Source organism: Nocardia sp. NPDC057668 (genome assembly GCF_042799795.1).
Lineage (GTDB): Bacteria > Actinomycetota > Actinomycetes > Mycobacteriales > Mycobacteriaceae > Nocardia.
Genome location: NZ_JBHVIC010000009.1, coordinates 324,921 through 351,178 on the forward strand (window position 1 = coordinate 324,921; position 26,258 = coordinate 351,178).

The following is a 26,258-nucleotide window of genomic DNA, read 5'->3' on the forward strand; positions in this document are numbered from 1 at the left end:
AAGATGCTTGCACGAGTTTGTCCCATGAGCGGGCTCATTACGGGCAAACCGGCCGGTAACCAGCCGGTCGGCCCGTGGAAATGAGATGTTTCAGAGTGCGGCGACCCGGGTGATCCGCCGGAAGAAACCGGTGATCGGACCGTGTCCGTGCGCGCCCGAATCCTGGGCCAGGACCGCTTGGCGGGCAGCTATGGCAGCGCCGTCGGCGATCGTTCGCTCCGGGTCGGGAGCCACCACGATCGGGCGGGCCAGCCGGGTGGAGAGCACCTCGGCAACCTCGTGCGGGCGGGCCGCGCCGCCGACCACCAGCACCCTGTCGACATCGGCCATGGTGACATCGGCGATGCGCAGGCACTTGTAGACCAGGCGCAGGGACTGCTCGATGTGCTCGGCGCGCAGCGCGCCGGTGTCGTCGTCGCCCCGCACGCGCGAGATCACCGGCGCGTCCTTGCCGTGCCGCAGCCGCTCGGCCACCAGCCCGCCGAAGGCCCGGCCGCCGAAATCGGCCGAGTGCAGCGGCAATCCGACGATCGGATTGGCGGGCGCGCCCGCGCCGACCCGGACCAGGGTCACGTCCAGCCCCGAGCCGCCCAGGTCGTAGACGAGCGCCAGGCCCGGCATGAGCGGGCCGCGCTGGGCGCCCAGCCAGGTGGCCGCCGCGATCGGCTCGGCCATGAGCGCGACGTGTTCGAGCCCGAAACTGTCCAGTGCGGACCGCAGGTCGGCCACCAGGTTCTCGGAGTACCCGGCCGGGTGAGTGACGGTGATGCCCGTGTCGGGCCTGCCGTCCTGCCCCGCCGGCGCCTTCCCCAGCACCTCCTCGAGCACGCTGCCGACCACGGTGGCAACAAGATCCGCGGCCGAGAGCGCCCGGTGACCGACCCGCGCGACCGGTCCGCGCTGGGATAGATCGGCGAACTCGGTGATGACCCGCCCGTGTCGTGGAATACGGCCGACCCGGGCGGTTCCGGAACTGTCGAAAGTGAGAGTGGTGCGCCAGGTCGTGGGCGGCGCGGCCCGGCGGCCGGGTGTCTTCCTGCCCGCCCTGTCGGCGGCCGTCACGCAGACCGTATTGACCGTGCCGATACTCAAGCCCACACCGAACGCCATCACATCACCTCGATCGACGAGGTCGTGCACGCGGGGGCTCCGTCGTCAGCCGTCGTGACCCGACCCGGCATTCATGCAACCCCCTGAGCCGGATGCTTGCCAACCACCGGACACGGGGTTGTCCGCACGTGCACCCGCGAATGTCCGCACCCGCGCCCGCCAGCGCCGTAAGTGTCCGAATGGCAACCGGACGTTCCGGTCGCGAAACGTTTGCCCGGGGCAAAATGCAGGCTATCCATACCGGCCGGGATGCTCGGACCCCTGGCAAACGGCAACCGCCCCACCTCGAATGAACGAGATGGGGCGGCGCGAAGGCTGTGGCGACTCAGTGCATCCAGAAGTCGCTGCCGAGGAAGGCATCCCAAGCTTCGGGCGCGAACCACAACTCGGGACCACCGGGGCTCTTCGAATCACGCACGCCGACGGCACCCGCGCTGTGGTAGACCTCGACACAAGCCTGACCGGTTTCGGAGCGAGTTGACTTGTACCACTTGTTGACTGGCGGTTCGATCACGCCTCGTACTCCTTCGCTATCCGCAGAATGAACTCTGCCGTGGCGCTTTCGCCCAACGCTACATCTTCGAGCGCCGAGATCGCGGTGCGATAGTCCTGCACAACGTCGTTCCGGGCGTGATAGAGCGCGCCCACCTTTCCTTCGATGTAGACCACCGGCGGCTCCATCACCTTGCTGCTTTGCCGGGGGAACTCGAGCAGGGTGAACGACTGGTCGGTCAAGCCACGGTGAGGACCCGCAGCGAACGGAATCACACGGATGCTGATGTTGTCACGACACCCCAACTCGGCCAGGTGCCTCAATTGCGCAGCCATGACTGCGGGACTGCCCGGCTGGTGCCGCAAGACCGCTTCCGACATCAGAAAGTTCAGCCGAAACTCGTTGTCGGCCAGCTTCGCTTGACGGTGAATCGCCAGTTCGACACGACGTTCTACATCGACCTCGGACAACTCCGGCGCGCTGTTGATTCGAACAACCGAACGCCGATAGTCGCGTGTCTGGAGCAGACCGTGCACGAGAACGAGTTGGTGCGTGGTTACCCAACCGGCCGCCCGCTCGAGCCGAAGATAGCGCGGGAAGTTGGCGAGCAGCTGGTCGGTATAGGGCTGCCAGAACCCTCCGGAATTGCCTTGGCGTTGGGCATCTTTCTGCTCGAGCCTGACGTCACGCCAAAGCCTCAGCGCCTCGTCACGAGACTCGGGTTCCACGTTGTAGAACGCTAGAAGGCGCTCGAGATCAGCGGTGCTGAGCTTCGTGGGAAGACCGTTCTCCAATCGCATGATCGTTTGCCGAGATGTCTCGATGTGCACTGCCGCCGCGAGCGGACTCTTGCGGCAATCAGTCCGAATACCCCGGATGTACGTACCAAATGCAATGCGAGAAGCAGCCAAACCCACCATTTTGTAAGCCTCGCTATCTATTTGGATTGTCCACGATCGGGGTGCCCACCGTGGACAAGTCCACGATGGCAAGTGTTCAGCGTGGACACAACCAGTCTAATTGCGCAGTAATGCGCAGAAATACTGTTTCCGCGAGATAGTTGGCTTGCTCTGACAGACAGCACCATTCGGCACCGGCGCGCAGTGCCGAGTGGGCGTCACACCAAGATCCGACTACCAGGGGAACCGAAATGTCTTGGGATATCTGGATGCTCATAGCCCTCATCACATTGTGCGCCGCCGTCACGGTGTGGGGGTTCACCGGCGACCTGCTCGATCGCCGGCCGGGCGGTGATGCCACCGCTCTACGATTCGCCTCCGCGCAAGGCGGATACCTCGACCTCCGCACCACCGGGGGACCCATGGTCGCCCGGGGACACCGCAGCCGCCGTCGAGGTGCGCACCGGGCCCACCACCGTTCGCGGCGTGATCGGGGACGCGGATGACCGCCACCTATTCGCGCGTCAAGCACTGTCGGATGGTCGAATCCACGGGGTTGCAGACGCTCAACGGGTTCCGGATCGCGATGTGGGCTCATCGCAACTGTGTTGCGGGCGAAGGTGTCTCGGCCTGTTCGTGCAGTGCCAGGCAGCAGTTGCTCGACATCGCCCGCGCGGCGGGATGGGTTCGGGCCGAGGACTTTCCGATGGAGGGCGAGTGATGACCAATCCGTATTTCCACGTTGGCTCGGGTGAGTACCCGACCCGGGACAAGAGCGCGGGTGGGCACGGAGAACCGTCGCCGTACGCCGCCTTCTCCGATCGCGATATCGAACGGCTCCTGGAAGCCCACGGGGCCGAATGTGAGCGGCAGGGGTGTGCGTTGCGCGCGCACCTGTGCAGGCTCAGGCGGCAGCGCGCCGGAGACACGGACGCATGAAAAACGCCCCCGCCTCGATGGTTTCGAGGCGGGGGCAGGTCGTACCAGCGACCGACTGTGTTACTTGGCGGGCGCGGACAGCAGCGACGAGCTCAGCACCGAGACCAGGCTGTAGGCCACGTTGATGAGATCGGACGCGACGCCGTCCTGACCCATGATCATCTTGGCGAGCGGGCCGAGCAGCTTCACCGCGGTCTGCATGAGCGAGCCCATCGACTCGATATCCAGCACGTCGGTGGACTTCTCACCGGGCGTCTTGGCACCCGGATTGCTCTGCGCGCCAGGGCTTGCCGCACCCGGAACCGCCGCACCCGGAGCCGCGGCGTTCGGGATCGCCGCCCCGGGAGCCGCCACGTTCGGGATGAGCGGGTTCACCGCGGCCGGAGCCGCGATACCCGGCTTGATCGCGTCGGGATGCACCGGCGCGGGCGGGTTCGCCTTCAGCGGGGCCGCGATGGGACGCACCGCGGGGACCTGCTTGTCCGGAACCGGCAGCACCTTCTCGATCTGCGGCGCGGGAGCCGGTTCGGCCGGAGCCGCCTGCGGTGCGGCGGGTTCCGCCGGAGCCGCCTGCGGAGCCGCCGGAGCGACCGGACCCGGAACCGCCGCCTGCGGCGCCACCGACGCCTCGGGGGTGGCGCCCTGACCGGCCTTCGAATCCGCCCCGGGGGCCGGAACCGACTGCGGGTCAACCGTTCCCGACTCCTGGCTCGGAGCGGGCGCGGCCGGCTGTTCGGCCGGAGCCGCCTTGTCGGCCGGAGCCGGGGCGGCGGGCTGTTCGGCGGGCTTGTCCGCCGGAGCCGCGGGCTTGTCGGCCTGCGCGCCCGGCTTGTCCGCCTGCCCCGGGGCCTGCGGGTCCACCTTGCGCTCGTCCGCATTCGGCTGCGCCCCGGGCACCATTCCGAGCAGCTCGGACAGGCCCGGGATGTTCGGGAGTTCCGGCGGCACCCGCAGCGCGGGCTGCGCGGGCGGTGCGGCCGAATCACCCACGACCTGATCGGTTGCCGTCGCCGGAACCGGCATGTTCAGCAGGTACGACACCACACCGGTGGTGATGGTGACCGCGTGCCGCAGCTGACCTTCCGGGGACTCGAGCAGCGCCGCGTCCTCGAGATTGGCGCCATTGCCCATCTCCAGGAAGACATCCGGCACGGTGGTCAGCGCCGGACCGGCGATATCGGCACGCGTCTGCAGCCCCTGGTCCGCGCCGTTGTAGGCCGCGACCGGGAACCCGGCCTGCACGTAGGCGTCACGCATGGCCCGGCTGGCGGCCAGACCCGCACCCGACTGGACCTGGGTGACCTTGGCGTCCGGCACCGGAAGCTGCGGCACGATGAGGTGGAAGCCGCGAGCGGTGGCGGGCGCGCTGTCGGCGTGGATGCTGATCGCCACATCCGCGCCGGACTGGTTGGCGGCCTTGGCGCGGTCGTCCACGCACCCGCCCCAGCCCGTGTCGTCGGGACGGCTCAGCACGACACGCGCGCCGAGACCCTCGAGTGAAGTACGCACCAGTTGCGCGACATTCCAGTTCACGGTGTGCTCCGGAATGCCGTTCACGGTGGTCATGCCGCTGGTTTGGCACTCCTTTGTGCCACCGCGACCGTCGTCGACCTGACGGGCGACGTCCTGATTGTGGTTGGGGCCCTGATGACCGGGATCCAGAAAAACGGTCTTCCCAGCCAGCCGCTGCGGCAGCTCGGGCGTAACGGGTGAACCCTGGGCGACGGCGGGCGCGAGCCCTGCCACCGTCGAGAATGCCGCGGCCGTGACGGCGGTGTAGAGACCGGCCTTGACCATGCTCGGCTTCATAACGGACGGCACTCCCGGGCGGGAGCGCCCCTCCCTTCCCACTAGTAACACCAAACCCAGCCATTCACTTTGGCAACGCCAGTCACCTACTAGCAAGCGTAGTAGTTAGCCCTTTTCCGCAGTTCCCCGTGATTTCCTCGAGAGATCCGCAGCACAGAAACCGATTCGGCAATCGCCAAGATCCGACCCCCGGCGCGTCGCGTTGCAGCCGCGGAATTGGGCTATTGACCAGGATTGGGGGGTGGCCGGCGCGCCCGCTGCCACGGCGGACGGAGAACGACTGGAGGCCGGGCACGTGCGAGTTAACGAGTGGGCGCGGGCGACGAGCGAATGCCATGAATCGTGGGTCCGGATTTCGCGTCGTTCTGAACTGTCAATAATTCTGAATACGGTTGTATCACAATAGAATTGGGCTATTGCGGATGGCTATCGAGGAGTAGAATAGGGGTATGAATTCGGGAGGGGAATCCACCATCGCGCACCATGTTGAAGGACATGGCGTCGCAGTGGAGGGTCTGCTCGAATCACCCTTGTTTTCGTCGTCCGATGACGAGGTCATCGCGATGATGCAGAAGCTGGAAGCGGATTACCGCAAGCTCGAAGCGGTGAAGCAGCGTTTCGCTCTCGAATGCGCGGCGCGGGGATTGCCCGCGCGGGCCGGGATCAAGAGTCCGATCGTGTTCCTGCAGCAAACGCTGCGGATCTCGCATTTCGACGCAGCGGCCAGAGTGCGCAACGCGGACCGGCTCTCCACGGTGTCCGAAGGCAGTTTCCAGCGGCCGCCCGTGTTTCCCCACATCGCTGCCGCGCAGCGCGCGGGAGCGATCTCCGCCGAGCACGTGCAAGCGATCGTGAAGGTCCTCGATCGGATCCCCGCCAGTGTGGAAACGGAACTCAAGGAACTCGCCGAACGGACCTTGACTGATTTCGCGCGCACCGATGACCCCAAAGGTGTGACCGCCCTCGGTGTCCGGGTGTTGGCCTATGCCGACCCGGACGGGGTGTTGACCGCGGACAAGGACCGTCAGCGGATGCGTGGGATTTCCATCGGGCGCCAACGCGCTGACGGCATGTTCCCGATCACCGGTCTGCTCACTCCGGAGTTGGGTGCGGTGTTCCTGCCCATGTTCGCCAAGTTCGCGCGCCCCGGCATGTGCAACCCCGACGACCCGGAGAGCCCGCACACCACAGCCGAACTCGGGATCGACACCGAAATCGACGCCGACGACGGCGACTTGGATGCTGCCACCGTCGCTGCGCGTGCGGTGCTGCGGGCTGCTGCCAAGCGTGATCACCGCAGTGAAGCGCAACGCAATCATGATGCGTTGCTGCGGTTCCTGCACCCCGATATGGGACCGACCAAACTCGGGTATCACCGGGGGCTGCCGGTCTCGACCGTGGTCACCATGCGGTTGACCGATCTCGAGCAGCGCACCGGGCTCGCTACCACGAACACCGGTGGCACGCTCTCGATCACCGAAGCGATCAAACTGGCCGCGCGGTCCACCCCGTACCTGGTGATCGTGGACGCCAACGGCCGCCCACTGCACCTCTCCCGTGGTCAACGCCTCGCCTCGGTAGAACAGCGCCTCGCCCTCACCGCGGTCGAACGCGGCTGCACCCGCCCCGGATGCGACGCACCCGCCACCCGCTCCGCAGTCCACCACATCACAGAGTGGGCTGATGGCGGCGAAACCGACATCGAGAACCTGACCTTCGCGTGCGATGCCTGCCACGCACAGATCAATACCGGCCCGAACGGCTGGAAAACGATCGTCATGCCCGATGATTCGGAGCATCCGGGCAAGACCGGGTGGATTCCACCACCGCATATCGACCCCGCTCGCAGACCACGCGTGAATTTCAGTCATCACCCGCGTGTGCGAGGTCCCTCGGGGATCCCAAGGATCCCGGCTCGGCGACTCTGCTAGAGCGCCGCCCTACAGCCGAAACCCAAACCCCAAGAGCTGAGAGCGGCATCGGTGTTCACTCCAGTGGCCGACGTAGCCCCGAACCCACACGCACCCTTCGCCTTCCAGCGGGGTCCGGGAGAACAAGCAAGTACAACGCGGCAGTGCTGGTTACCTCGCCTGCCGTACCCGACTTCGGCTCCCCAGCTGGGAACGCGTTCGCCCTTCCAGCATGGCTGGATGGCCGTGGGAACCTTCTCGAGATCTACAGACAAAGATCCGTCATCGCTGAATGCTGGTACTGCCTTAGAGGGTGATTGTGGTGAGCGGTAGTCGATTCGAGGCTTGCTCGTACCCCCACGGGTGGTCGATTCCGTTTTTCGGCCCGGTAGTGCTGGTACTGCCGTCGAGGCTCCGAACCGGTCCCCGCTGGTATTCCGTTATCCAGGCTGCTTTGCCCCGGGAGGGCCGGAACCGCAGCCGATCGCCCCACCGCACCCCGCTGGTTCTCGTTATCCAGGCTGCTCTCCCCAAGGAGGCTGGGACCGCAGCCCCACCCCCGACCGGTCCCCGCTGGTTCTCGTTGTCCAGGCTGCTCTCCCCGAGGAGGCTGGAACCGCAGCCCGACCCTCCCCACCGCACCCCGCTGGTTCTCGATATCCAGTCGTTCGCAAACCCAGCCAATCTCCCAACGCTCCGATCCCTCCAAACCCCACCCCACACCCCGATCACCAATTCGGACAACCTGCACCCCAAGCGTTTCAGCCCCCTCCAGTGGGGCAAATCTCAGTTCAGAAACCCCTGTCAGTGGGGACAGGCCGAAAGGCAAGCCATGCCACAAGACTTCGACTCGCGCTCACACCCCAGGTCCGAGATCCACGCGTTCATAGCCGAACTCGCAGCCGCGGGCATTCGCCCGACTCTGCATTCCCGCTCCGCAAGCGCGGGCACACGGCCTTCCATCACCGTGATCGGCTGGGGCATCGGCGGCTGCCGTGGTCTATTGCGCGGCTGCGGTCCCGGCTGCGAACTCGTGGTGACCACGAATGGGAATCTCGTCCTGATGTGCGAGCAACCCGAACGCTCACGCCTGCGGCGGGTCCGCCCGCGCTATGTGGATCTGTCCGACTACCAGGATCTGTCGCGCGTGCTGTCACGCGGCCGCGCGCTGCTGCTCCCCCGCCCCCAAGCCGCGTAGATCGGTTCCGCCGCTCGAAACGGGCACGAATATCCGCTGAGCGAATACCGATTAGTTTCGGGTCCGACACTCGTCGTCATCTCTGGACGCGCCGGCATCGGCGCGTGGAGCAGTCGATTCGGGCGATGACCCGGATGTGAGCGGAGGCGCGGTATGAGCGGGACCAAAGTGCTGGTGGCGGGAGCGAGTATCGCTGGGCCCGCGCTGGCCCACTGGCTGCTGCGGTGGGGAGCGGAGGTGACCGTGGTGGAACGGGCGCCCGAGTTGCGGCCCGGCGGGCAGGCGGTGGATGCGCGCGGGGTGACCAAGGATGTCATCGCGCTCATGGGTTTGGATGCGGCTGTGCGGGCCGCGCGCACCGAGACCGCGGGCGCGTACACGGTGGATGCGGATGGGAAGGTGCTCGAGACCTTCAGCGCCGAGGACGATGGCGGGGACGGCTATATCTCCGAGATCGAGATTCTGCGCGGGGATCTGTCGCGGGTGCTGTACGACGACACTCGCGATGGGGTCGAGTACATCTTCGGGGATCGGATCGCTGAACTCACTCAGGATTCCGATGGCGTGGATGTTGCCTTCGAGAGCGGTGATCGGCGGCGTTTCGATCTGGTCGTCGGAGCCGATGGGCTGCATTCGGCATTGCGCGCCATGGTCTTCGGCCCGCGCGAGAAATACATTCACCACCTCGGGCTCGTGCTGGCCTTCTTCAGCGTGCCCAATGAATTCGAGCTGGGTCGCTGGCTGCTGGACTTCCACGATGCCGGGCGCACGGCCGGGTTGCGGCCGGTGCCGGATGCGACGCAGGCGATGGCCATGTTCTCGTTTCCCGCGGCCGAGCTCGATGTCGATTTCCGCGATGTCGCGGCGCAGAAGCAGCTGCTGCGCGAGCGCATGGCCGATATGGGCTGGCTGACTCCGCGCATTCTCGCGCATCTGGAGAGCACTCCCGATTTCTATCTCGATCAGGTCGCCCAGGTGGTGATGGACAGCTGGTCGACCGGTCGCGTGGTGCTGCTCGGGGATGCGGCGTACAGCGCGTCGCCGATGTCCGGGCAGGGCACCGGACTCGCGCTGGTCGGCGCGTATCTGCTCGCCGGGGAGCTGGCCGCGAATGACTGGGATCCCGCTGTCGCGTTCCCCGCGTACGAGCGGCGCATGCGCTCGTGGGTCGAGGCCAATCAGGAGATCGGGCGGCTGCACGTGCAGAGCCTGCAAGCTCCCGCGCTGGATGCCGATCCCGATGCGGTACCGGAATTCGACATGGAGTTGATCGAGCGCGCGATCAACGGTGTAGAACTGCCCGATTACGCCACCACGATCGCAAGGAGTGCGTCATGACTGTCCGCCGCCTGGATCACGCCGGGTTCATCGTCGACGATCTCGCGGCTGCTGTCGCGTTCTTCCTCGAATTGGGTCTGGAGCTCGAAGGCGAGGCGACGGTCGGCGGGCCGTGGGCCGACGAATTGCTCGGCTTGGACGGGGTCAGCGCGGATATCGCGGTCGTGCGCACGCCGGATGGCCAAGCGCGCGTGGAACTCTCGACGTTTCGCACGCCCGCGAATCGCCCCGGCTTTCCGCCGTCTCCGGTGAATACGCCGGGCATTCCGCGCCTGACGTTCTCGGTGGACGATGTGGATGATCTGCTGGTGCGCCTGCGCCCGCACGGGGCCGAACTCGTCGGCAAGGTGGCGCAGTACGAGGATCTGTACCGCTACGCGTACGTGTACGGTCCGGCCGGGGTGATCATCGGCCTGGTCGAGGAACTCCGCTGACTCGCCGCCGCAACCTGCGGCCTTACGCCGCACGATGATTGGAGACAGATGGGCTCGTTCGATGTGCCACTGGATGACGACCGCACACAGTTCGAGGCGTTCATCGAGGACTACCGCACTTCGATAGAACAGTCCCTCGACGGCGTCACCGAGGAACAGGCTCGAGCCCACCTGGTCCCTTCCGCGACAACGCTTCTCGGTCTCCTGAAACACGTGACCTGGATGCAACGCGTGTGGTTCGAGGAGTGCGTGGCCGGCAATTCGCGCAAGTCCCTCGGCCTGGTCCAATCCCCCGACGAGTCCTTCCACCTGACTCCCGAAGACACGATCGCCACCGTCACGGCCGCCCACCGCGCGGCCTGCGCGACGGCCCGGGCGACGGTGGCCGGTCTCCCCCTCGACAAGGTGGTCACCGGTCACCGCTCCGGCCCCCGAACCCTGCACTGGGTCTACCTCCAGGTCCTGCGCGAGCTGGCCCAGCACACCGGCCACGCCGACATCCTCCGCGAACAGATCCTCTCCGACACGGGCGCTCCACAGGCCCGGTGATCGGGGAGGCTCAGCGCACGATGACGCGAACGAAGTCGACGACAGGCTCGTCCAGCCCCTTGTTGAAGGTGGCGACGATCGTCCGGTCCCCCCGCACGGTCGGCGTCCAGTTGACCTTGAACCCGAGCGCTCCGACAGTCATGTGCGAGCCGAGGTCGATTCCGGTCCGGCTGTGATCAATCGGGCGACGCCTCCGCGCGTTTGCGGGCCAGGCTGTTCAGGCTGCTGCCGCCGATGTAGAGCATGAACGCTCCGGCGCCGAGCTTGATCCCGTCGAAGACGTCATTGCCCATCTTCGTCTTCGCCAGCCCGCCACCGTTCTTCGTGCCGGGATTGCATATCGCGCTCGGCTGGTCCGGTGACATGTCGTACTCGGAGAAGTCGAGTACGAAGATGTTCCAGTTGTGGCAGGTCACCGTCGAATCGAGCAGGCCGGCGACGCCCCAGAACACCAGACCGCACGCTAGGGCCGCCCAGACCGCGTAGAAGAACCAGTACCTGCGCAGCGTTCCGACGATGTTCTTCACCACGTACCCCCGTTTCCAGCCGGCCACGCTATCACCGTGATCACGGCTCTCGGGACGAGTCTTCCGGGACCCCGGAACTGTTCCGTGCCATGCGCGATCCCGAATCCGGGCGGCCCGTGCCGGTCGGTGTGCGCATTCATCACCCGCCGGGCTCCCCGTCGGCGAGGCGGCGGGCACGATCGTTGAGATACCGCTGCTCCGGTACGCTCGTCGCGAGTTGTGCTGCCCTGCGGTAGCTTTCGATCGCGGCGGCGCGGTCGCCCAGCATCTCCAGGAGGTGGGCGCGGACCGCGTGGGTGCGGTGGTGGCGGCGCATCGACGGGTTGTCGAGCAAGGGGGCGAGCAGGGCCAGACCGTGGGCGGGACCGCGCTCCATGCCCACCGCGACAGCGCGATTGAGCGTCACGAACGGGCCGGGGGCGACTCGATCCAGCATCGCGTAGAGGATGCTGATCTGCGGCCAGTCCGTGTCCTGCCAGGTCGGCGACTCGGCGTGGACCGCGGCGATCGCCGCCTGCAACTGGAACCGGCCGATGTGGCCGCGCGGCAGTACACGCTCCAGGATGGCGACGCCTTCCGCGATCAGGTCGCGGTCCCATCGGGATCGATCCTGGTCGGCGAGCGGCACGAGTTCGCCGGCCTCGGTCCGGGTCGCGGTGCGGGCGTCGGTGAGGAGCATGAGGGCCAGGGCGCCCGCGATCTCGTCGTGATCGGGTATCGCGCAGTGCAATTGGCGGGTGAGCCGCATCGCCTCCGCGGTCAGGCTCCAGTCCACCAGCGCGCTACCGGTCGACCGCGTGTGGCCCTCGGTGAACAGGAGATGGCACACGTCGAGAACGGCCGCGATGCGCGCGGGCAGGTCCGCGCGGCTCGGCAGCTCGAATACCGCGCCCGCCGATCGCAGGGTCGAGCGGGCCCGGGTGAGTCGCTGGGTCATGGTGCGTGTGGGAACCAGGTAGGCGGCGGCGATTTCGGCGGTGCCCAAACCGCATACGGCGTGCAGGGTCAGGGCCACCTGCGACGGGCGGCTGAGACTCGGGTGACAGCACAGCACGAGCATGCGCAGCGTGTCATCGCTGTCGCCGATTGGCGCCCGGTCCGCGGCGGGCGCGGTGTGCGCGTCCCGCGGCTGGGCGGCGGCCACGGCCTCCTCCCGTCCCGCTCGCGAGCGATCGGCTCGCACCCGGTCGATGAGCCGCCGCGATGCCACGGTGATCAGCCAGCCTCGCGGGTCCGTGGGAACCCCGTCGCGATCCCACTGCACCGTCGCCGCCTCGGCGGCTTCCTGGGCCGCGTCCTCGCAGTGCCCGAGGTCGCCGTGCCTGCGCAGCAGGGCGGCCAGGACATGCGGCGACTCGCGCCGCCACACGTCCCGCACCACCCCCTCGCTCACTGGTCGTCGCCGCCCGGCCACATCGCGGGCCGCAATTCGACGGTCTCGCCGGGACCCGCGAACTGCGCGGCGATCTCCTCCGCGCGGGCGTGGTTCTCGACGTCGATCAGGAACAACCCCGCCAGATGCTCCTTGGATTCGGAGTACGGCCCGTCGGTCGCCAGCGGCTTGCCGTCGCCCCACCGGTACAGCCGCGCCGATTCGGGCGCACCGAGCGCCTCCCCCGTCACCAGCTCGCCCTTCTCCTGCATCTCCCCCAACAGCTTCTCGAAGTCGGAGTTGACCCGGTCCCGTTGCTCCTGTGACATCTCCCGGTACTCGGGCAGGTAGTCGCCGGTGGGATGCCCCCACGGCTGCGGGTTGGAGTGAATCAAGATGACGTACTTCATCACGGCTCCTTCGCGTCCACGGATGCGCCCGACCGACCCATCCTCACCTGAGACGTCGGAGCCGGTGTCACGATGTCGACATCGCGCCGAACGGAGTTCTTGCCGGCCTCGGCCCGGCCGCACTCGCATCGTGGTCGCTGTCGCGCTGCCGAAGAGCAGGAAGCACGTCGCGAAGGGTGGAAGATGCGCATCATCTGACCGGCTGAACTCCGCAGAAATCGTTGCGGTGCAGCAAGGTACGTCAATTGATCGCGGGAATTGCACTACTCACCGCGTAGACAATCGGTCGTCCAGCCAGTCGAACATTCGCTGGTGGGTCAGGCGGAGGGCCATCGGCTGGCAGTGGAAACTCGCGCCCTCGGCGGCGGTGAACTTGCACAGGTGGGAGTGGCCGGCGGTGATCGTGGCGAGGCGTTCGGATTGGCCGGGCCAGAACTGTTCGCGCTCGGGGTCGGTGATGAACAGCGGGGTCGTGATGTGGGCTGCGTCGGTTGCGGCGAGCGTGTAGCGATGTACCTCGGTCAGCGTGTCGAAGTAGCTCGACTGTTGGTAGGGGCGAGCGCGGAACGTCCAGGTTCTGTTCGTTTGGCCGGACGCCTTCATACCCCACGACATGTAGCGGTCGAACCGGCGCTTCTTGCCGGCCTCGAAGGTCTCGAGCAGGCTGCCGGGGATGTTGCCGCGCCAGGACGAGGCCACGTCCACCACGCCCGGATCGGCGATCGCGGCGGCGAAGCGATGTTCCTTCGTCAACGCCTGCGCGATCCAGTAGCCGCCCTGGCTCACTCCGTAAAGCGCCAGGCGGTCGCCGTCCACGTGGGGACGTTCGAGGAGGAAATCGACAATGGGAGTGAGCACCGCGTCCCAGTCCGGGCGGAACCCGATTCCGCGCTCGAACAGCATCGACTGCTGGCCGGGGCCGTCGAAGACGAGCACGTGGTAGCCGCGGTCGAGCGCGGCCGCCGCACCCGAGGCCCACAGACCGCTGATCGCGCCGTCGCTCCCGTTCACCATCACGAAGGTCGGGCACTGCGCCGCGTCCGAACGCGCACGGAAGAAATACCCCGGCATCGTCGTGCCCTCGTAGGGAATGGCAACACGCTCGACGGGCCGGGCGACGGTATCGACGAAGCGTTCCCAGTCGGCACGATGGGCGCGAAAAGTGTTCAGCAGCAACTCATCCGAACCCAGTGCGCTGGCCGCGTCGACCGCCACCGCCGAGTAGGTCGCCGCGCGCAGATACGTCTGCGCGGCGCTTTCCGCGTGACCGGCGGCTGCCGCGGAATCGGCGATTTCGCGCAATCGAACGCTGAGATCGTTCCAGGCGTGGAACCAGTGATCGTGGTCCTTGTCTGCTACCGAAGCGATGGTGGCCATGACTTCCCCGGCGTCCGCCGCCCCGTACGCGCACCTCCCGAGAAGTATGCGAACGGTGTAATCGAAGTCGGCGTCGGAATAGAACCCACTGGAATACGCGGCATTGGCTCGCGCCGTGAGAATTGGCAACCAGGGCACAGATCCTCCTTCAACGCCCTGAATCCGATTCGCGCCAGAGATTCAAGGTTCCGGACAGCGTTCGACCATTCGACGATACGCGCCCCCATGACGGTCGAATAACACTCCTGCGGCCGGTATCGGCTGGGAGCCAAACGCGCCGACCGAGCCGCACCATACGCCGAGCCTGTCGGTGACGGGTGATTCGATGTATCCGGCAGCGCGGGAGGCGACTGCCTGGAACAGGATGGGAATCGATGGGGCACACGTCCGTACCGAATGAGGGCTCTTCGGAGAGGGCGGATCCTCTGAGGGACACTACATTCGGGGCCGCGTTCGACGCGGTGCGCCAGCAGTACTACCGGTGGACGTGGGCCGAGGATGAGGTCGGGGCGCTCATTGCCGCCGGGTGGAACCGGATCGGTGACGACGAACTGCGCTATACGTTCAACTCCGCGGAGGGCGACGAGATCGGCACCGACATCTTCGCCGCGGCGTACAAACGGTTCGAAGAATGGTTCGAGACGGCGATCCGGCTGGCGCCCGGGCGAGGTCGGTCCGCTGTCTGGGTGCGGCCGCGTCTGCTGATCACGCTGACATCGCACCACATCGGGCTGATCAAGCAGGCGAGCGAACCTCGATCCGAGAACGTCGACGTCGGCGAGCGGGAGCACGGACCAGAGGTGGCTTGCGAGTGCCATTGTCATTGTGAGGCACAGGGCCTCGACTACTGCAACGAGCTGTACGACTGCGGCGACTTCGACGAAGACGAGTGCGACTGCGCCGAAGAACACGACTGCGAAGCAGAAGAGTGCGACCACGAAGACTGCGATCCGCAGCGCTGCGGTGAGTGCCACTGCTGCGCCTGCTGGAAGAACTGCGGCTGCGACTTCTACAGCACCGAGGAATGCGGCTGCGGCTGCTACGAGTGCACCTGCGATTGCTACAGCGCGATCCTCAACTCACTCGTTCCAATCGGCGACGACGAACCCGTGACCGTGGCGGACCGATGGTCGGACTTCGTAGCGGGCCTGGCGCGGGCACTGACCCGACTCGGTAAGGGCGAGCGGATCGACCTGGCGGCCCACGGACACCGGTACGCGAGCTTTGCTGTTCGAAACCACGCGCTCGAATGCGCGATCGCCGGAAACCGCAGCGTGCCCGCGGAATACCACCTCGATGCCAACCAGCACGCCTGGTTGATCCGACGTGGTTGGTACGAGTTTCACGATCACGACCGGACCAGCAGCGTCTCCTTCGGCTCCGCCTACGACGAGTACGTCAATGCCGCGGAGTCCGCTGTCACCGTGTTGCGAGATTTCTTCGGGGTCGCCAAACCCTCTGATCTCGTCATCGAGACCACAAGCGCTTCGGACACACCAGACGGGCAGCTGCGACGCTGCCTGGAGATCACGCCGGCGACATCCCCGGTCTGAACAACCCTGACGACGGTGACCGACCGGGCTGCCCCACGCGATCAATGCTGCCGGACATGTTGTCCAGCAGCATGATTCACTGTTCTATCGCGGGCTTCCGGCCGATTCAGCCGCTGACAATACGATCTCCGTCCACCCGGATCGCACGGGTGTCCAACGGCCGGGGAGCCGGGCCGCTCGCCACGCTCCCGTCGAGGTTGAACGTGCTGTTGTGGCAGGCGCAGCGGATCGTGGCGGACTTGACCTCGGTTACCTTGCAGCCCAGGTGCGTGCAGGTGGAGGAGAAACCCTGGAACGTGCCCGCGGTGGGCTGGGTTATCACCGTGTCGCCGGCTATCAGGGCGCTGCCCACGGGGACGTCGGCGGTGCGGGCCAGCTCGGTGGGGGGCCTGCCCTTTTCCGCCTCGGTGTCGGGGGCCGCGGTGCCGGGATCGCCGTAGCCCGAGCAGGCGGCCACGGTCAGGGCCGTGGCGGCCGCGCCGGTGGCGGCCAGGGCGGTGCGGCGGTCCATGCGAAGGCCGGACGCGGGGATGTGTTCGGTCATGGGGAACTCCTGGTTCGGGGCGGACCGGGCTGGGTCGCCACACTTGTTCGACGGGACAGCGGGGCCGGGGGTTCACTTCGAGGACGAAGTGCGCCCGGAGTCGGGGGCCGGTACGCCGGTGATCAGAGCGCGAAGCCCCGGTACCGGAAGAACCAGACGGCGGAGGTGAACCAGAGCCCGACGAAGCCGGTGAACAGCAGACCGCCCGCCACAGGAATCATCCAGCCGGGCAAGCCTTTCCGCGAGAGAAGCAGCATTTTCGCCACGAACACGCCGTAGACCGCGCACCCCAGGAGCGAGTGCACCAGCACCCGGTCGCTGTAGTCGGCGAATCCGAACGCGTACAGGCAGTGCACCGCGACGGGCAGGCTGATCAGCACCGCGAGCCGGCCCGACCACACGTGCCAGCGCGCGGCCCAGTTTCCCGGGCGCACCCTCGGCAGCAGGCCGTAGATGGCCAGGGCGCTGATGTCCTGACCGGCCGCGAGCAACACCACGGCGGTCGCGAGCCAGGATTTCACCGCGCCGGGGCTGGAGAATCCGGCCAGGCTCACCGCGTAGCCGCGCGGTTCGTGCACGGTGCCGTACACCCCGAGCAGCAGCGCCGTGGCCGCGCCGACGAGCACGATCAGAAGGATGATCAACGCGCCGCGCGGAGTACTTCGCACGGGAGACGAAACAGACTGCGCCGGATCAGAAGTCGGTGTCACTACCCTGCACCTTTCGGGCGGTGGCGGGCAGTTCGGGAGCGGGGACGGTCGAACCGTCGGGTGTGCGGCGCACGCCGGTCACGGTGCCGTCGGCCGCGCGGATCCAGCTGTCGCGACCCGCGTCGGTGCGGGAGATGTACAGTCCGGCCGGGGGTTTCACGGGCGCGGCGGTGAAGTCGTAGTCGCGGCCGCCCAGGGTCAGCGTGCCACGCAGTGTCGCACCGATCAGCTCCGCCTCGACACGAGTTTCCTTGCCCGCCAAGCTGGTCCGCCCCTTATCGGCGGTGCCGCGCAGCCAGGTCTCCACGCTCACCCCGTCACAGGCGTAGGCGACGGACTTGTCGCCGGACACGGTCACGGACAGGGTGATGGGCGTACGCGGGGTGGCGATCACCGCGATGTAATCGGCCTGCGCGGGAAAGACCGCCGTACTCGAGGCAACCACCGAACTCGGGGCATCCGGTGACGCGGTCACCCCGGCGATGGTGGTCGAACTCGGGGCAGCCATCGTGCTCTCCGGTGCACGCCCGGTGACGGTATTCGTGATCAGCAGCCCGGCGCCGAGGGCGACGGCGGCGGCCAGGGTCATGATCGGGCCCACCCGTTTCATGGTGTTCTCCTCACCCGATGCGCATCACGCGCTGAGCGGAAGTCGGCGCAGCGAGCGCAGGGCGTAGTGCACGCGGGTCTTCACGGTGCCGACCGGCACGCCGAAATCGGCGGCCACGTCCTGGTAGGCCCGATCTCGCAGGATCACCTGCACCACCGCGTCCCGCTGGGCGTCGGGCAAATGGGCCAGCAGTTCGGCGACGAGCATGCCGTCGGCGAGACCGTCGGCGAAGTCGGGCCCGGCGCTGCGGCCCTCCACGACGTCACCGAGTTCGTCCCAGTGGGTGTCGCCCGGCCGGGCGGCGCGCACCCGGGCGATATCGGTCAGAATATTGCGCTCGATGGTGAGCAGCCAGGTGCGCACGCTGCCGCGGTCGGGGTTGTAGCTGGCGCACGCTTTCCACGCGCGCAGCAGGGTTTCCTGAACCGCGTGCTCGGCCAGACCGGTATCACCCAGTCGACGCATGGCGCGCCAGTGCAGCAGCGCCTTGTCGGCGGTCAGAATGGCCGAGAGGCCGGAATCGGTGCACAGCCCGGCGCAGCGGGGGGCACAGGGGGCAGAGGTGCTGGTAGGAGCGCTGTCCGCGAGGGGTCGGAGTCTTCTCATGCCCTGAATATCGTTGCCGAGGCCACAAAGAGCATCGGTGATTCCTACCCAATTCAGACACGAACCGAACCATCGGAATGGATATGCCGAACACGCCACTAGGTGAAACGTTTTTGCTTCAAAAAGCTATTGCGCCATAGCTCCCGACGAAAGTCTCGTTAACACAATGAATTCCCCGAAATCACCCAAAACCGACCGTAATCTCTGATAAACCCCACCCGGGAGATTCGGGGATCGCCCAGACCGCACCCGCACCGGCGCGACGTGCGGTGCAGTGAGTTTTCGAGGGAGGAAACACCGTGCGTGCACGTGTGCTCATGACCGCGGGGGCCGTGGCTTCCGCGCTGACGATGACCATGTCCGGAACAGCGGCGGCGCAACCGGCCACCGAGATCCCGGCCGACGGCCTGTACCTGGTGAACGTCGACATCCAGCCCGGTACCTATATCACCGAGGGCACCCCCGACCCGGCGGTCGCCTGCTTCTGGAAACGGCTGTGGAAAGTGCAGACCGAGACCGATTACAACGATCCGAACTACTACATCATCGCCAGCGATTTCACCCGCGTGCGCAACCTGCGCATCGTGATCAAACCCAGCGATGTGGCCTTCCGCACCGACAGCTGCGGGGTCTGGCGGCTGGACCCCAACCCGCCGTCCACCGGTTCCTTCGGGTAACGACGGTTAGGGTGGCGGTCATGACGAGGCGCAAGATTCTCATTACCGGCGCGAGCTCCGGGCTGGGTGCGGGCATGGCCCGCGAATTCGCCCGGCGCGGGCGCGATCTGGCGCTGTGCGCCCGGCGGATCGAGAATCTCGAGGAACTGCGCGCCGAACTCCTGGCCGCCAACCCCGGCATCACGGTGGCCGTGCGGGCGCTGGACGTGGACGATCACGCCGCGATTCCCAAGGTCTTCGCCGAACTGCGGGAGGAACTCGGTGGCCTGGACCGGGTCATCGTCAACGCCGGCATCGGCAAGGGCGCGCGCATCGGCACCGGCCGCGCGGACGCCAATCTGGCCACCGCGACCACCAACTTCGTGAGCGCCCTGGCTCAGGCCGAGGCCGCCATGAGCGTGTTCCGCGAGCAGAACGCCGGGCACCTGGTGCTCATCTCCTCGGTGAGCGCCGTGCGCGGACTGCCGGGCAAGAAGGCCGCGTACTCGGCGAGCAAAGCCGCGCTCACCGCGCTGGGCGAGGGCCTGGCCATCGAACTGCGCGGCACGCCCCTGAAGGTGACCACCCTGCAGCCGGGCTACATCGCCACCGACATGGCCGACAAGGCCGGCGACACCAAGCTCCTCGCACCCCTGGACAAAGGGGTGAACTCCATGGTCACGGCCATCGAACGGGAGTCGGTGCGCACCTCGGTGCCCGAATGGCCGTGGCGCGTACTGGCTTCGGTCATCCCGCTACTGCCGCGCGCGGTGATGGCGCGCATGTAGTTCGCGGGGGCGCCCGCGCGGCCCGCCAAAACCGCGCCGCGCCCTTCCCGGTACCGCGAACCGCCGCTAACATCGGCCCGATGGCGAAGTTCACGACCTGGGACGGCTTGCAGCTCAACTACCGCGTGTGGGAGGGCGAGGGCTCGACCGTCGTGCTGCAGCACGGCGTGGTCGCCGACACCAATGCGAATTGGATGAGCGTCGGCGTGGTCGCGGCCCTGCAGGCCGCGGGACATCGCGTGATCTCACTCGACGCCCGCGGGCACGGACGCTCGGAGAAGCCGCACGACCCGGCGCGTTACTCGTGGCAGGCGATGGCCGACGACATGCGCGCGCTGTTCGACGAACTGGATCTGAACGAGGTCGCGCTGGTCGGCTATTCGATGGGCGGCATCATCTCGCTGCTGGTGACCCAGGCCGATGACCGGGTGCGCCGACTCGCGATCGGCGGCATCGGTTCCGGCGTCGTCGACTGCGGCGGCATCGACTGGCGGGCCATCGACCCCGACGAGATCGTGGCGGCCATGGCCGGGGACGGCTCCGATGCCGTCCCGCGCGCCAAGATGTTCCGCATGCTGGCCGATGCCCTGGGCGCGGACCGCGAAGCCATCGCCGCGCTGGTCGCCGGCCTGAACGAGGCTCCGATCAAGACCGTCGCCGACATCGCCGTGCCGACACTGGTGCTGGCCGGCGACGCCGACCCGCTCGCCGCCGAACCCGAGCGCCTGGCCGCGGCCATCCCGGACGCGACCCTGGTCGTGCTGCCGGGTGATCACTTCGCCGCCACAATCGACCCGGGCTTCGCGGGCGCGCTGGTCGAGTTCCTGGCCTGACCAACGCCGGGCTGTCACGCTGAGCCACACCGCTTTTCACGGGAGCGGCGGCGAACTCCCGCCGTCGCCGGGTGTTATTCCGGCCAGCCGCGCCAGACCTCCTGCAGCACCGGGTCGGTGATGCCGCCCGGGCAGGCCAGGGCGGGCGCGTCCCAGCCCGCGAGTTTCGAGCCCGCGGCATAGGCCGAGCGCAGGAACTCGAGGGCCGCCCCGGCCGGATCGTCGCTCGCCCGGGCCGCGTCGTAGGCGTAGTAGGCCGCGTGCGCCGAGCCCGAGGGCACCCAGCGGGCCGCGGCCGGGGACAGCGGGAAGTCGGTCAGCCCGGCCGGTTCGGGCGCGGTGTAGGAGTAGAAGGTGGGCTCGGGGACCTTGTCGTCGCCGAACCAGAACCCGGCGCTGATCTCCTCGCGCGAATACGCCTCGCGGGTCACCGGATCCACGCTCTCCCCCATCGCGACCTTGGTCTCGGAGAAACGCTGCACCGCGAGATCGAAGGTGTGCCAGAAGAGCTGGACCGGGCTGATCTTGCCCGAGTAGCCGGCGCTGAACTCCTCGAGCACCCGCCCGACCTGGCTCAGCACGCGGAAGGCGCGCTGGGCGGCGATCGGGTCGTAGTGGTGATGCTCCTCGTCCTCGTCGAACGGCCTGCCGTGATCGGGCAGGTCGTACGGCGTGGGGTGCACGATGGTCACCTCGACGCCGAGATTGTCCAGCGCGCGCATGGTCTCGGTGTAGAAGCTGGCCACCGATTGTTCGCGCAGTTCGACCTCCTCCTGGATGCCGCGATCGGTGGAGATCCGCAGCACGTGGTCGAAGAAGTCGAACTCGCAGGTGAAGACCGGGCCGTCGGTGGCGGTGCCCAGCGGCACGGTGGTCCAGCCGCGGGCGGTGAGCCGGAAGGTCATATGCCACCAGTGATTGCGGCGGATTCCCTTGGCCAGCGCCACCTTCCCGACGATCTGGGTGAACCGGTGCAGTGTCTCCTTGGTCGGCCGCCACGCGTCCAGGGGCAGCGCGGGCAGCACCTCCCGGGCGGTACCCGTGCCATTTCCCGAGGAGGATTCAGACATTGCCCTACCCACTTTCGTTCGAGACGTCGGTGTTCGGAGGAGGTGCCGCCGTACGGAACGAGTTACCGTTCGCACTGCATAGTAATCAGCTATTTCGAAGCAATTGCTCGAACGGCACGGGATCGGCGTACGGGTCGGGCCTGGCCCCGTGCGGGCGCCGCGCGACCAGATCGGTGAATTCACCTGCCGCCCGGAGAATTCGATCACCCAGTCCGGCACTCGCGCCGGAATCGACTCCGCCCGTGCCCCAATCCTCGGACGCGGCGTAGACCGAGGTCGGCACCACAACCGCCCGCAGGTAGGCGAACAGAGGCCGCACCGCGTGGTCGAGCGCGAGCGAATGCCGGGCGGTGCCGCCGGTGGCGGCGATCAGCGTCGGCTTGCCCACCAGCGAATCCGGTTCCAGCACATCGAAGAAGGTTTTGAACAGGCCGCTGTAGGAGGCGGTGAAGATGGGCGTGACAGCGATCAGGCCGTCCGCGCTCACGACCTTGTCGATGGCCTCGCGCAGCGGGCCGGCCGCGAACCCGGTGAGCAGGTTGTCGGCGAGTCCGTGTGCGACATCGCGCAGCTCGATCACATCGAACTCGACGGGTTCCGGCGCCAGCCCAGCCTTGGTCGCGGCCATCAGGCGATCGGCCAGCAATCTGGTCGACGACGGCTGCGACAGTCCGGCCGATACGACGGCTATGCGGGTCATGCGGTCACCTCACTGTCCTGTGGCACGGTGGCGTCCTCGGTCCGCTCGGCGGCCTGGGCCGCGGCGTCGCGGGCGGCGACCAGCGCGGCGTGGGTCGGACCCTCCGGCACGTGGGCCGGGCGCAGGGCCGCGAATTCCTTGCGCAGCACCGGAACCACCTCTTCGCCCAGCAGATCGAGCTGCTCGAGCACGGTCTTCAGGGGCAGGCCCGCGTGATCCATCAGGAACAGCTGGCGCTGGTAGTCGCCGAAGCTCTCGCGGAAGCTCAGGGTCTTCTCGATGACCTGCTGCGGGCTGCCCACGGTGAGCGGGGTCTGCTCGGTGAAGTCCTCGAGCGAGGGCCCGTGCCCGTACACCGGCGCGTTGTCGAAGTAGGGCCGGAACTCGTTCACCGCATCCTGGGAGTTCTTGCGCATGAACACCTGTCCGCCCAGACCCACCACGGCCTGATCGGCGGCGCCGTGACCGTAGTGCTCGTAGCGGCGGCGGTACAGCTCGATGAGGCGCTTGAAGTGCTCCTTGGGCCAGAAGATGTTGTTGGCGAAGAAGCCGTCGCCGTAGTACGCGGCCTGTTCGGCGATCTCCGGGCTGCGGATCGAACCGTGCCACACGAACGGCGCGACGTCGTCCAGCGGGCGCGGGGTGGAGGTGAAGCCCTGCAGCGGGGTGCGGAACTTGCCTTCCCAGTCGACCACGTCCTCCCGCCACAGCCGATGCAGCAGGTGGTAGTTCTCGATGGCCAGCGCGATGCCGTCGCGGATGTCCTTGCCGAACCAGGGGTAGACCGGTCCGGTGTTGCCGCGCCCGAGCATCAGGTCCACCCGGCCGTCGGCCAGGTGCTGCAGCATGGCGAAGTCCTCGGCGATCTTCACCGGGTCGTTGGTGGTGATCAGCGTCGTGGAGGTGGACAGGATGATGCGCTCGGTCTGCGCCGCGATGTAGCCGAGCATGGTGGTCGGCGAGGACGGCACGAAGGGCGGGTTGTGGTGCTCACCGGTGGCGAAGACGTCGAGGCCGACTTCCTCGGCCTTGCGCGCGATGGCGACCATGGCCTTGATGCGCTCGGCCTCGCTGGGCGTCCGGCCGGTGGTCGGGTCCATGGTCACATCGCCGACGGTGAAGATTCCGAACTGCACGGGGGCCTCCTCGGGCTCGCTTCCACTTTTGGTGGATATGTCAACCAGCTGAACACGAGCTTATACCGCACTATTCCACCGCTGTGACCCGAAACACACTGATGGTGGTGGTAGTCACACGCAACCTACCTGCGACAACAATGAAAGTCGCAGTAGTGCAAGATCTTTCAAAGTATCCTGAACATTCCCCGCGCAACGCCGGAGATTAACCGCAGAGCATGGACAGGGGGTAGATCCGCATGGCGGACAACACCGTCGGCACGGCGTACGCCGTTGTCGTGACCGCGGTCACCGACCCGCACCAGGTGGAGGGCCTGGAGTGGGAGCGGGCCGTGGAGTTATTGCCGAGCCTGGACTCCTCTGCCATGCAGAGCTGGGTTCGCGCGCAGGAAGCCGAGGGGGCCGCAGCGGCCAAGGGTGACGAGACGCGCCGCGGGGTGGTGATCCCGGGGCCGCAGCGCCGGGTGGAGCCCCGCCATCCCTATCGCGAGGTGTGCGTACCACCCGCCGAATATCAGTTGTTCAGTGCCGCCGTACGCATTCGGCCCTCGCAGGCGGCCGACACCGCCCGAGCGGAGGATGATTCACGACCCCTGAGACTGTTCCCCCGGCGGTGACGTGACGGCGCGGGGTGGACGCGCCGGACAACACGAATCCCCCGGAGCGGCGAGGCTGCTCCGGGGGATCCCCGGTAGGTACGGGACAGGCGGGAGCGCGAGGGCGGGGTTTCAGGGGGTCACGATGGCGAAATTGGGATCCGGCTCATCGAACAGCGCGGTGAGCTTCAGGAAGCTCTGCGCGTCGCCCTCTACCTGCAGCGCACCGGATTTCAGCGCCTCCTGGATGTCCTGGCCGGCCAGCAGCACACCGATCAGGGTCGCCCGGGTCAGGGTGAAGGTCACCTCGGGGTCCGGCAGCCCGCCGGCCTCGGGCAGGTCGTAGTGGATCAGGACGCCGTTGCGCAGCTCGAGCCGGTGGGTGCGCTCGAGATCGGTGAAATGCCAGTCGCTGATCGCCTTTTCGTTCCACGCCTTGACCCCGTCGAGGCGCAGCGACAGGGCGTCGAAGACCTGCTCGACGCTGAGCGCGGCGAGCATGGTCGGCGAGCTGGTCGCTGTCGGCGTGCCGACATTGCCGTTGCGCAGCTCATAGGCCGCCATCAGGTACACGTTGCGCCAGGTGGCATTCTCCGAGCCGAAGCCGAGCTGCTCGAATGTACTGGCCTGCAACGCTTTCGCGGCCTCGTTCGAGGGATCGGCGAAGATGACGTAGTTGAGCACCTGCGCGACCCAGCGGTAGTCGTTCTGGTCGTAGGCGGCCTCCGCCTTGGCCACCACGGCTTCGGGGCCGCCCATGAAATCGACCATGCGCACCGCCTGCTCGACCGGCGGGTGCTCCCACAGGTGCGCCGGATTGCCGTCGTACCAGCCCATGTAGCGCTGGTAGATGGCCTTGACGTTGTGGCTCACCGAGCCGTAGTAGCCGTGGGTGCTGTAGTTGCCCGCGACAGCCGGCGGCAGCTCGATCATTTCGGCGATCTCGCTGCCGACATACCCCTGGTTCAGCCGCCGCAGAGTCTGATCGTGCAGGTAGGCGTACAGATCTCGCTGGATCGACATGTACTCCACCAGCCGATCGGTGCCCCAGGTCGGCCAGTGGTGCGAGGCGAACACGACATCGGAGTCGCGGCCGAACATGTTGATCGACTCGGTCAGATACTGCGACCACACGTGCGGATCGCGGACCAGCGCACCGCGCAGGGTAAGCAGGTTGTGCAAAGTGTGGGTGGCGTTCTCGGCCATGCACAGTGCCCGATGATCCGGGAAGTAGAAGTTCATCTCCGAGGGGGCCTCGGTGCCCGGGGTGATCTGGAAGGTGATCCGCACCCCGTCGACCGTCTCCTCCTGACCCGTATGCGTCACATCGAGATTCGGGTCGATCAGGGTGACGGTGCCGATCGAGGCGGTCTGCCCCAGTCCGGATCCCACCTGCCCCTTCGGCCCGCGCGGCAGCACCGCGCCGTACATGTAGGCCGCGCGCCGTGCCATCGCCGTTCCCGCGTACACGTTCTCGGCGACCGCGTGCTCGAGGAATCCCGACGGGGCGATCACCGGCACCTTGCGTTCGGTGACCTCGTCGACGCCGATGACGCCGAGCGCGCCGCCGAAGTGATCGACGTGCGAATGCGTGAAGATCAGCCCGGTCACCGGCTTGTCGCCGCGATGCTGCCGATAGAGCGCGAGCCCGGCCGCCGCCGTCTCGGCGGAGACCAGCGGATCGATCACGATCACGCCGGTGTCGCCCTCGACGATCGTCATCTGCGAAAGGTCCAGGCCGCGAACCTGATAGATGCCCGGGGTCACCTCGTACAGGCCCTGCCGGATATTGAGCCCGGACTGCCGCCACAGGCTCGGATGCACCGAGGACGGGCAGGTGCCGGTCAGAAAGCCGTAGGAGTCGTTGTCCCACACCACTTTTCCATCGGCATCGTGCACGATGCCCGGTTCCAGCGCCGCGATGAAACCGCGGTCCGCGTCCTGCTGGTCCTGGGGATCGGCCAGTCCGGGTTCCTGGGCCGCCCGCGTGTTCTGGTCGACGATGAACGGGCTGGGATCGGAAATCGCGCTGCTCACTGCTTGCCTCCTGTGGGGTGACACGTACGGCGTGCTGTGCTGACCGGTGCGGTT

At 67.2% G+C, this 26,258-nt stretch carries 28 protein-coding genes; 11 read left to right on the top strand and 17 right to left on the bottom strand.

Features of this window, described 5'->3' with window-relative positions:
• Positions 1-90: 90 nt before the first annotated feature.
• The 3 genes from ACFVBH_RS39440 to ACFVBH_RS39450 form a co-directional block, all read right to left on the bottom strand.
• Entirely contained in the window at positions 91-1,110 is a 1,020-nt protein-coding gene (locus tag ACFVBH_RS39440; RefSeq protein WP_379011529.1) for an Hsp70 family protein, read from the bottom strand.
• A 325-nt stretch (positions 1,111-1,435) separates the two neighbouring features.
• On the bottom strand, positions 1,436-1,624 hold the full coding sequence (locus ACFVBH_RS39445) for a DUF397 domain-containing protein (RefSeq protein WP_379011533.1): 189 nt from the start codon (positions 1,622-1,624) through the stop codon (positions 1,436-1,438).
• Positions 1,621-2,523 (bottom strand): helix-turn-helix domain-containing protein, encoded by a 903-nt coding sequence (locus tag ACFVBH_RS39450; RefSeq protein ID WP_379011540.1) that lies wholly within the window; start codon positions 2,521-2,523, stop codon positions 1,621-1,623. Before ACFVBH_RS39450 ends, ACFVBH_RS39445 begins: the two co-directional genes overlap by 4 nt.
• A 481-nt stretch (positions 2,524-3,004) precedes the next feature.
• Here ACFVBH_RS39450 and ACFVBH_RS39455 point away from each other — a divergent pair, with 481 nt between their 5' ends.
• Positions 3,005-3,223: a hypothetical protein gene (locus tag ACFVBH_RS39455; RefSeq protein WP_354986000.1), complete on the top strand. Its 219-nt coding sequence runs from the start codon at positions 3,005-3,007 to the stop codon at positions 3,221-3,223.
• Positions 3,224-3,501: 278 nt separating this feature from the next.
• Here ACFVBH_RS39455 and ACFVBH_RS39460 read toward each other — a convergent pair whose 3' ends face one another.
• The gene (locus ACFVBH_RS39460) at positions 3,502-5,238 is read right to left on the bottom strand and encodes an N-acetylmuramoyl-L-alanine amidase (RefSeq protein ID WP_379011548.1); all 1,737 of its coding nucleotides are present in this window, start codon (positions 5,236-5,238) and stop codon (positions 3,502-3,504) included.
• A 461-nt stretch (positions 5,239-5,699) separates the two neighbouring features.
• On the opposite strand from ACFVBH_RS39460, the gene ACFVBH_RS39465 reads away from it, so the two are divergent.
• From ACFVBH_RS39465 to ACFVBH_RS39485, 5 genes are all read left to right on the top strand, one after another.
• Entirely contained in the window at positions 5,700-7,181 is a 1,482-nt protein-coding gene (locus tag ACFVBH_RS39465) for a DUF222 domain-containing protein (RefSeq protein WP_379011554.1), read from the top strand.
• Positions 7,182-7,992: 811 nt separating this feature from the next.
• Complete coding sequence (locus tag ACFVBH_RS39470; RefSeq protein ID WP_354985998.1) at positions 7,993-8,358, top strand: hypothetical protein; 366 nt, start codon at positions 7,993-7,995, stop codon at positions 8,356-8,358.
• Between the two features lie 153 nt (positions 8,359-8,511).
• Complete coding sequence (locus tag ACFVBH_RS39475) at positions 8,512-9,696, top strand: FAD-dependent monooxygenase (RefSeq protein WP_379011562.1); 1,185 nt, start codon at positions 8,512-8,514, stop codon at positions 9,694-9,696.
• Positions 9,693-10,130: a VOC family protein gene (locus ACFVBH_RS39480; RefSeq protein WP_354985996.1), complete on the top strand. Its 438-nt coding sequence runs from the start codon at positions 9,693-9,695 to the stop codon at positions 10,128-10,130. Before ACFVBH_RS39475 ends, ACFVBH_RS39480 begins: the two co-directional genes overlap by 4 nt.
• A 48-nt stretch (positions 10,131-10,178) precedes the next feature.
• The gene (locus ACFVBH_RS39485; RefSeq protein ID WP_379011575.1) at positions 10,179-10,679 is read left to right on the top strand and encodes a DinB family protein; all 501 of its coding nucleotides are present in this window, start codon (positions 10,179-10,181) and stop codon (positions 10,677-10,679) included.
• A 10-nt stretch (positions 10,680-10,689) separates the two neighbouring features.
• Here ACFVBH_RS39485 and ACFVBH_RS39490 read toward each other — a convergent pair whose 3' ends face one another.
• The 5 genes from ACFVBH_RS39490 to ACFVBH_RS39510 form a co-directional block, all read right to left on the bottom strand.
• Positions 10,690-10,821 carry a hypothetical protein gene (locus ACFVBH_RS39490; protein WP_379011580.1) on the bottom strand — a complete coding sequence of 44 codons (132 nt, stop codon included), beginning with the start codon at positions 10,819-10,821 and terminating at the stop codon, positions 10,690-10,692.
• Positions 10,822-10,855: 34 nt separating this feature from the next.
• Positions 10,856-11,233, bottom strand: a complete 378-nt coding sequence (locus ACFVBH_RS39495) for a hypothetical protein (protein ID WP_379011586.1) — start codon at positions 11,231-11,233, stop codon at positions 10,856-10,858.
• Positions 11,234-11,345: 112 nt separating this feature from the next.
• Entirely contained in the window at positions 11,346-12,599 is a 1,254-nt protein-coding gene (locus ACFVBH_RS39500) for an RNA polymerase sigma factor (RefSeq protein ID WP_379011592.1), read from the bottom strand.
• Positions 12,596-12,988, bottom strand: coding sequence for a YciI family protein (locus ACFVBH_RS39505; protein WP_354985991.1), 393 nt, complete (start codon positions 12,986-12,988; stop codon positions 12,596-12,598). Before ACFVBH_RS39505 ends, ACFVBH_RS39500 begins: the two co-directional genes overlap by 4 nt.
• A gap of 267 nt (positions 12,989-13,255) precedes the next feature.
• A complete protein-coding gene (locus ACFVBH_RS39510; RefSeq protein ID WP_379011599.1) occupies positions 13,256-14,503 on the bottom strand; it encodes an alpha/beta hydrolase family protein in 1,248 nt (415 codons plus the stop codon).
• A gap of 323 nt (positions 14,504-14,826) precedes the next feature.
• Between ACFVBH_RS39510 and ACFVBH_RS39515 the strand changes: the two genes are divergently transcribed.
• Positions 14,827-15,918, top strand: a complete 1,092-nt coding sequence (locus tag ACFVBH_RS39515) for a hypothetical protein (RefSeq protein ID WP_379011604.1) — start codon at positions 14,827-14,829, stop codon at positions 15,916-15,918.
• Between the two features lie 106 nt (positions 15,919-16,024).
• Here ACFVBH_RS39515 and ACFVBH_RS39520 read toward each other — a convergent pair whose 3' ends face one another.
• From ACFVBH_RS39520 to ACFVBH_RS39535, 4 genes are all read right to left on the bottom strand, one after another.
• Positions 16,025-16,462, bottom strand: a complete 438-nt coding sequence (locus ACFVBH_RS39520) for a ubiquinol-cytochrome c reductase iron-sulfur subunit (RefSeq protein WP_379011608.1) — start codon at positions 16,460-16,462, stop codon at positions 16,025-16,027.
• A gap of 122 nt (positions 16,463-16,584) precedes the next feature.
• Positions 16,585-17,172, bottom strand: a complete 588-nt coding sequence (locus ACFVBH_RS39525; RefSeq protein ID WP_379011613.1) for a DUF6529 family protein — start codon at positions 17,170-17,172, stop codon at positions 16,585-16,587.
• Complete coding sequence (locus tag ACFVBH_RS39530; RefSeq protein WP_379011620.1) at positions 17,156-17,782, bottom strand: hypothetical protein; 627 nt, start codon at positions 17,780-17,782, stop codon at positions 17,156-17,158. Before ACFVBH_RS39530 ends, ACFVBH_RS39525 begins: the two co-directional genes overlap by 17 nt.
• 24 nt (positions 17,783-17,806) lie before the next feature.
• Positions 17,807-18,388, bottom strand: a complete 582-nt coding sequence (locus ACFVBH_RS39535; protein WP_354985985.1) for a sigma-70 family RNA polymerase sigma factor — start codon at positions 18,386-18,388, stop codon at positions 17,807-17,809.
• A 299-nt stretch (positions 18,389-18,687) separates the two neighbouring features.
• Between ACFVBH_RS39535 and ACFVBH_RS39540 the strand changes: the two genes are divergently transcribed.
• The 3 genes from ACFVBH_RS39540 (at position 18,688) to ACFVBH_RS39550 (ending at position 20,665) form a co-directional block, all read left to right on the top strand.
• Positions 18,688-19,065: a hypothetical protein gene (locus tag ACFVBH_RS39540; protein WP_354985984.1), complete on the top strand. Its 378-nt coding sequence runs from the start codon at positions 18,688-18,690 to the stop codon at positions 19,063-19,065.
• 20 nt (positions 19,066-19,085) lie between these two features.
• Positions 19,086-19,832 (top strand): SDR family oxidoreductase, encoded by a 747-nt coding sequence (locus ACFVBH_RS39545; RefSeq protein ID WP_379011632.1) that lies wholly within the window; start codon positions 19,086-19,088, stop codon positions 19,830-19,832.
• Between the two features lie 80 nt (positions 19,833-19,912).
• A complete protein-coding gene (locus ACFVBH_RS39550; protein ID WP_354985982.1) occupies positions 19,913-20,665 on the top strand; it encodes an alpha/beta hydrolase in 753 nt (250 codons plus the stop codon).
• 74 nt (positions 20,666-20,739) lie between these two features.
• Here the strand turns inward: ACFVBH_RS39550 and ACFVBH_RS39555 are convergent, their stop codons facing one another.
• The 3 genes from ACFVBH_RS39555 to ACFVBH_RS39565 all read right to left on the bottom strand — a co-directional run bounded on the left by ACFVBH_RS39555 (position 20,740) and on the right by ACFVBH_RS39565 (position 23,571).
• On the bottom strand, positions 20,740-21,735 hold the full coding sequence (locus tag ACFVBH_RS39555) for a DUF5996 family protein (RefSeq protein ID WP_354985981.1): 996 nt from the start codon (positions 21,733-21,735) through the stop codon (positions 20,740-20,742).
• Between the two features lie 85 nt (positions 21,736-21,820).
• On the bottom strand, positions 21,821-22,435 hold the full coding sequence (locus ACFVBH_RS39560) for an FMN reductase (RefSeq protein WP_379011638.1): 615 nt from the start codon (positions 22,433-22,435) through the stop codon (positions 21,821-21,823).
• On the bottom strand, positions 22,432-23,571 hold the full coding sequence (locus ACFVBH_RS39565; protein WP_354985979.1) for an LLM class flavin-dependent oxidoreductase: 1,140 nt from the start codon (positions 23,569-23,571) through the stop codon (positions 22,432-22,434). The genes ACFVBH_RS39560 and ACFVBH_RS39565 overlap by 4 nt, the downstream gene beginning before the upstream one ends.
• A 239-nt stretch (positions 23,572-23,810) precedes the next feature.
• On the opposite strand from ACFVBH_RS39565, the gene ACFVBH_RS39570 reads away from it, so the two are divergent.
• Positions 23,811-24,188 (top strand): hypothetical protein, encoded by a 378-nt coding sequence (locus ACFVBH_RS39570; protein WP_354985978.1) that lies wholly within the window; start codon positions 23,811-23,813, stop codon positions 24,186-24,188.
• 111 nt (positions 24,189-24,299) lie between these two features.
• Here ACFVBH_RS39570 and ACFVBH_RS39575 read toward each other — a convergent pair whose 3' ends face one another.
• Positions 24,300-26,204: an alkyl/aryl-sulfatase gene (locus ACFVBH_RS39575; RefSeq protein ID WP_379011652.1), complete on the bottom strand. Its 1,905-nt coding sequence runs from the start codon at positions 26,202-26,204 to the stop codon at positions 24,300-24,302.
• Positions 26,205-26,258 lie beyond the last annotated feature (54 nt).

Excerpts from the sequence above, each read along its gene's own strand:
- ACFVBH_RS39490 (WP_379011580.1), bottom strand. The coding sequence starts at position 10,821 with ATGACTGTCGGAGCGCTCGGGTTCAAGGTCAACTGGACGCCGACCGTG.
- ACFVBH_RS39545 (WP_379011632.1), top strand. The coding sequence starts at position 19,086 with ATGACGAGGCGCAAGATTCTCATTACCGGCGCGAGCTCCGGGCTGGGT.
- ACFVBH_RS39530 (WP_379011620.1), bottom strand. The coding sequence starts at position 17,782 with ATGAAACGGGTGGGCCCGATCATGACCCTGGCCGCCGCCGTCGCCCTC.
- ACFVBH_RS39460 (WP_379011548.1), bottom strand. The coding sequence starts at position 5,238 with ATGGTCAAGGCCGGTCTCTACACCGCCGTCACGGCCGCGGCATTCTCG.
- ACFVBH_RS39570 (WP_354985978.1), top strand. The coding sequence starts at position 23,811 with ATGGCGGACAACACCGTCGGCACGGCGTACGCCGTTGTCGTGACCGCG.
- ACFVBH_RS39470 (WP_354985998.1), top strand. The coding sequence starts at position 7,993 with ATGCCACAAGACTTCGACTCGCGCTCACACCCCAGGTCCGAGATCCAC.
- ACFVBH_RS39485 (WP_379011575.1), top strand. The coding sequence starts at position 10,179 with ATGGGCTCGTTCGATGTGCCACTGGATGACGACCGCACACAGTTCGAG.
- ACFVBH_RS39475 (WP_379011562.1), top strand. The coding sequence starts at position 8,512 with ATGAGCGGGACCAAAGTGCTGGTGGCGGGAGCGAGTATCGCTGGGCCC.
- ACFVBH_RS39535 (WP_354985985.1), bottom strand. The coding sequence starts at position 18,388 with ATGAGAAGACTCCGACCCCTCGCGGACAGCGCTCCTACCAGCACCTCT.
- ACFVBH_RS39440 (WP_379011529.1), bottom strand. The coding sequence starts at position 1,110 with ATGGCGTTCGGTGTGGGCTTGAGTATCGGCACGGTCAATACGGTCTGC.
- ACFVBH_RS39550 (WP_354985982.1), top strand. The coding sequence starts at position 19,913 with ATGGCGAAGTTCACGACCTGGGACGGCTTGCAGCTCAACTACCGCGTG.
- ACFVBH_RS39480 (WP_354985996.1), top strand. The coding sequence starts at position 9,693 with ATGACTGTCCGCCGCCTGGATCACGCCGGGTTCATCGTCGACGATCTC.
- ACFVBH_RS39450 (WP_379011540.1), bottom strand. The coding sequence starts at position 2,523 with ATGGTGGGTTTGGCTGCTTCTCGCATTGCATTTGGTACGTACATCCGG.
- ACFVBH_RS39555 (WP_354985981.1), bottom strand. The coding sequence starts at position 21,735 with ATGTCTGAATCCTCCTCGGGAAATGGCACGGGTACCGCCCGGGAGGTG.
- ACFVBH_RS39455 (WP_354986000.1), top strand. The coding sequence starts at position 3,005 with ATGACCGCCACCTATTCGCGCGTCAAGCACTGTCGGATGGTCGAATCC.
- ACFVBH_RS39505 (WP_354985991.1), bottom strand. The coding sequence starts at position 12,988 with ATGAAGTACGTCATCTTGATTCACTCCAACCCGCAGCCGTGGGGGCAT.
- ACFVBH_RS39465 (WP_379011554.1), top strand. The coding sequence starts at position 5,700 with ATGAATTCGGGAGGGGAATCCACCATCGCGCACCATGTTGAAGGACAT.
- ACFVBH_RS39520 (WP_379011608.1), bottom strand. The coding sequence starts at position 16,462 with ATGACCGAACACATCCCCGCGTCCGGCCTTCGCATGGACCGCCGCACC.
- ACFVBH_RS39560 (WP_379011638.1), bottom strand. The coding sequence starts at position 22,435 with ATGACCCGCATAGCCGTCGTATCGGCCGGACTGTCGCAGCCGTCGTCG.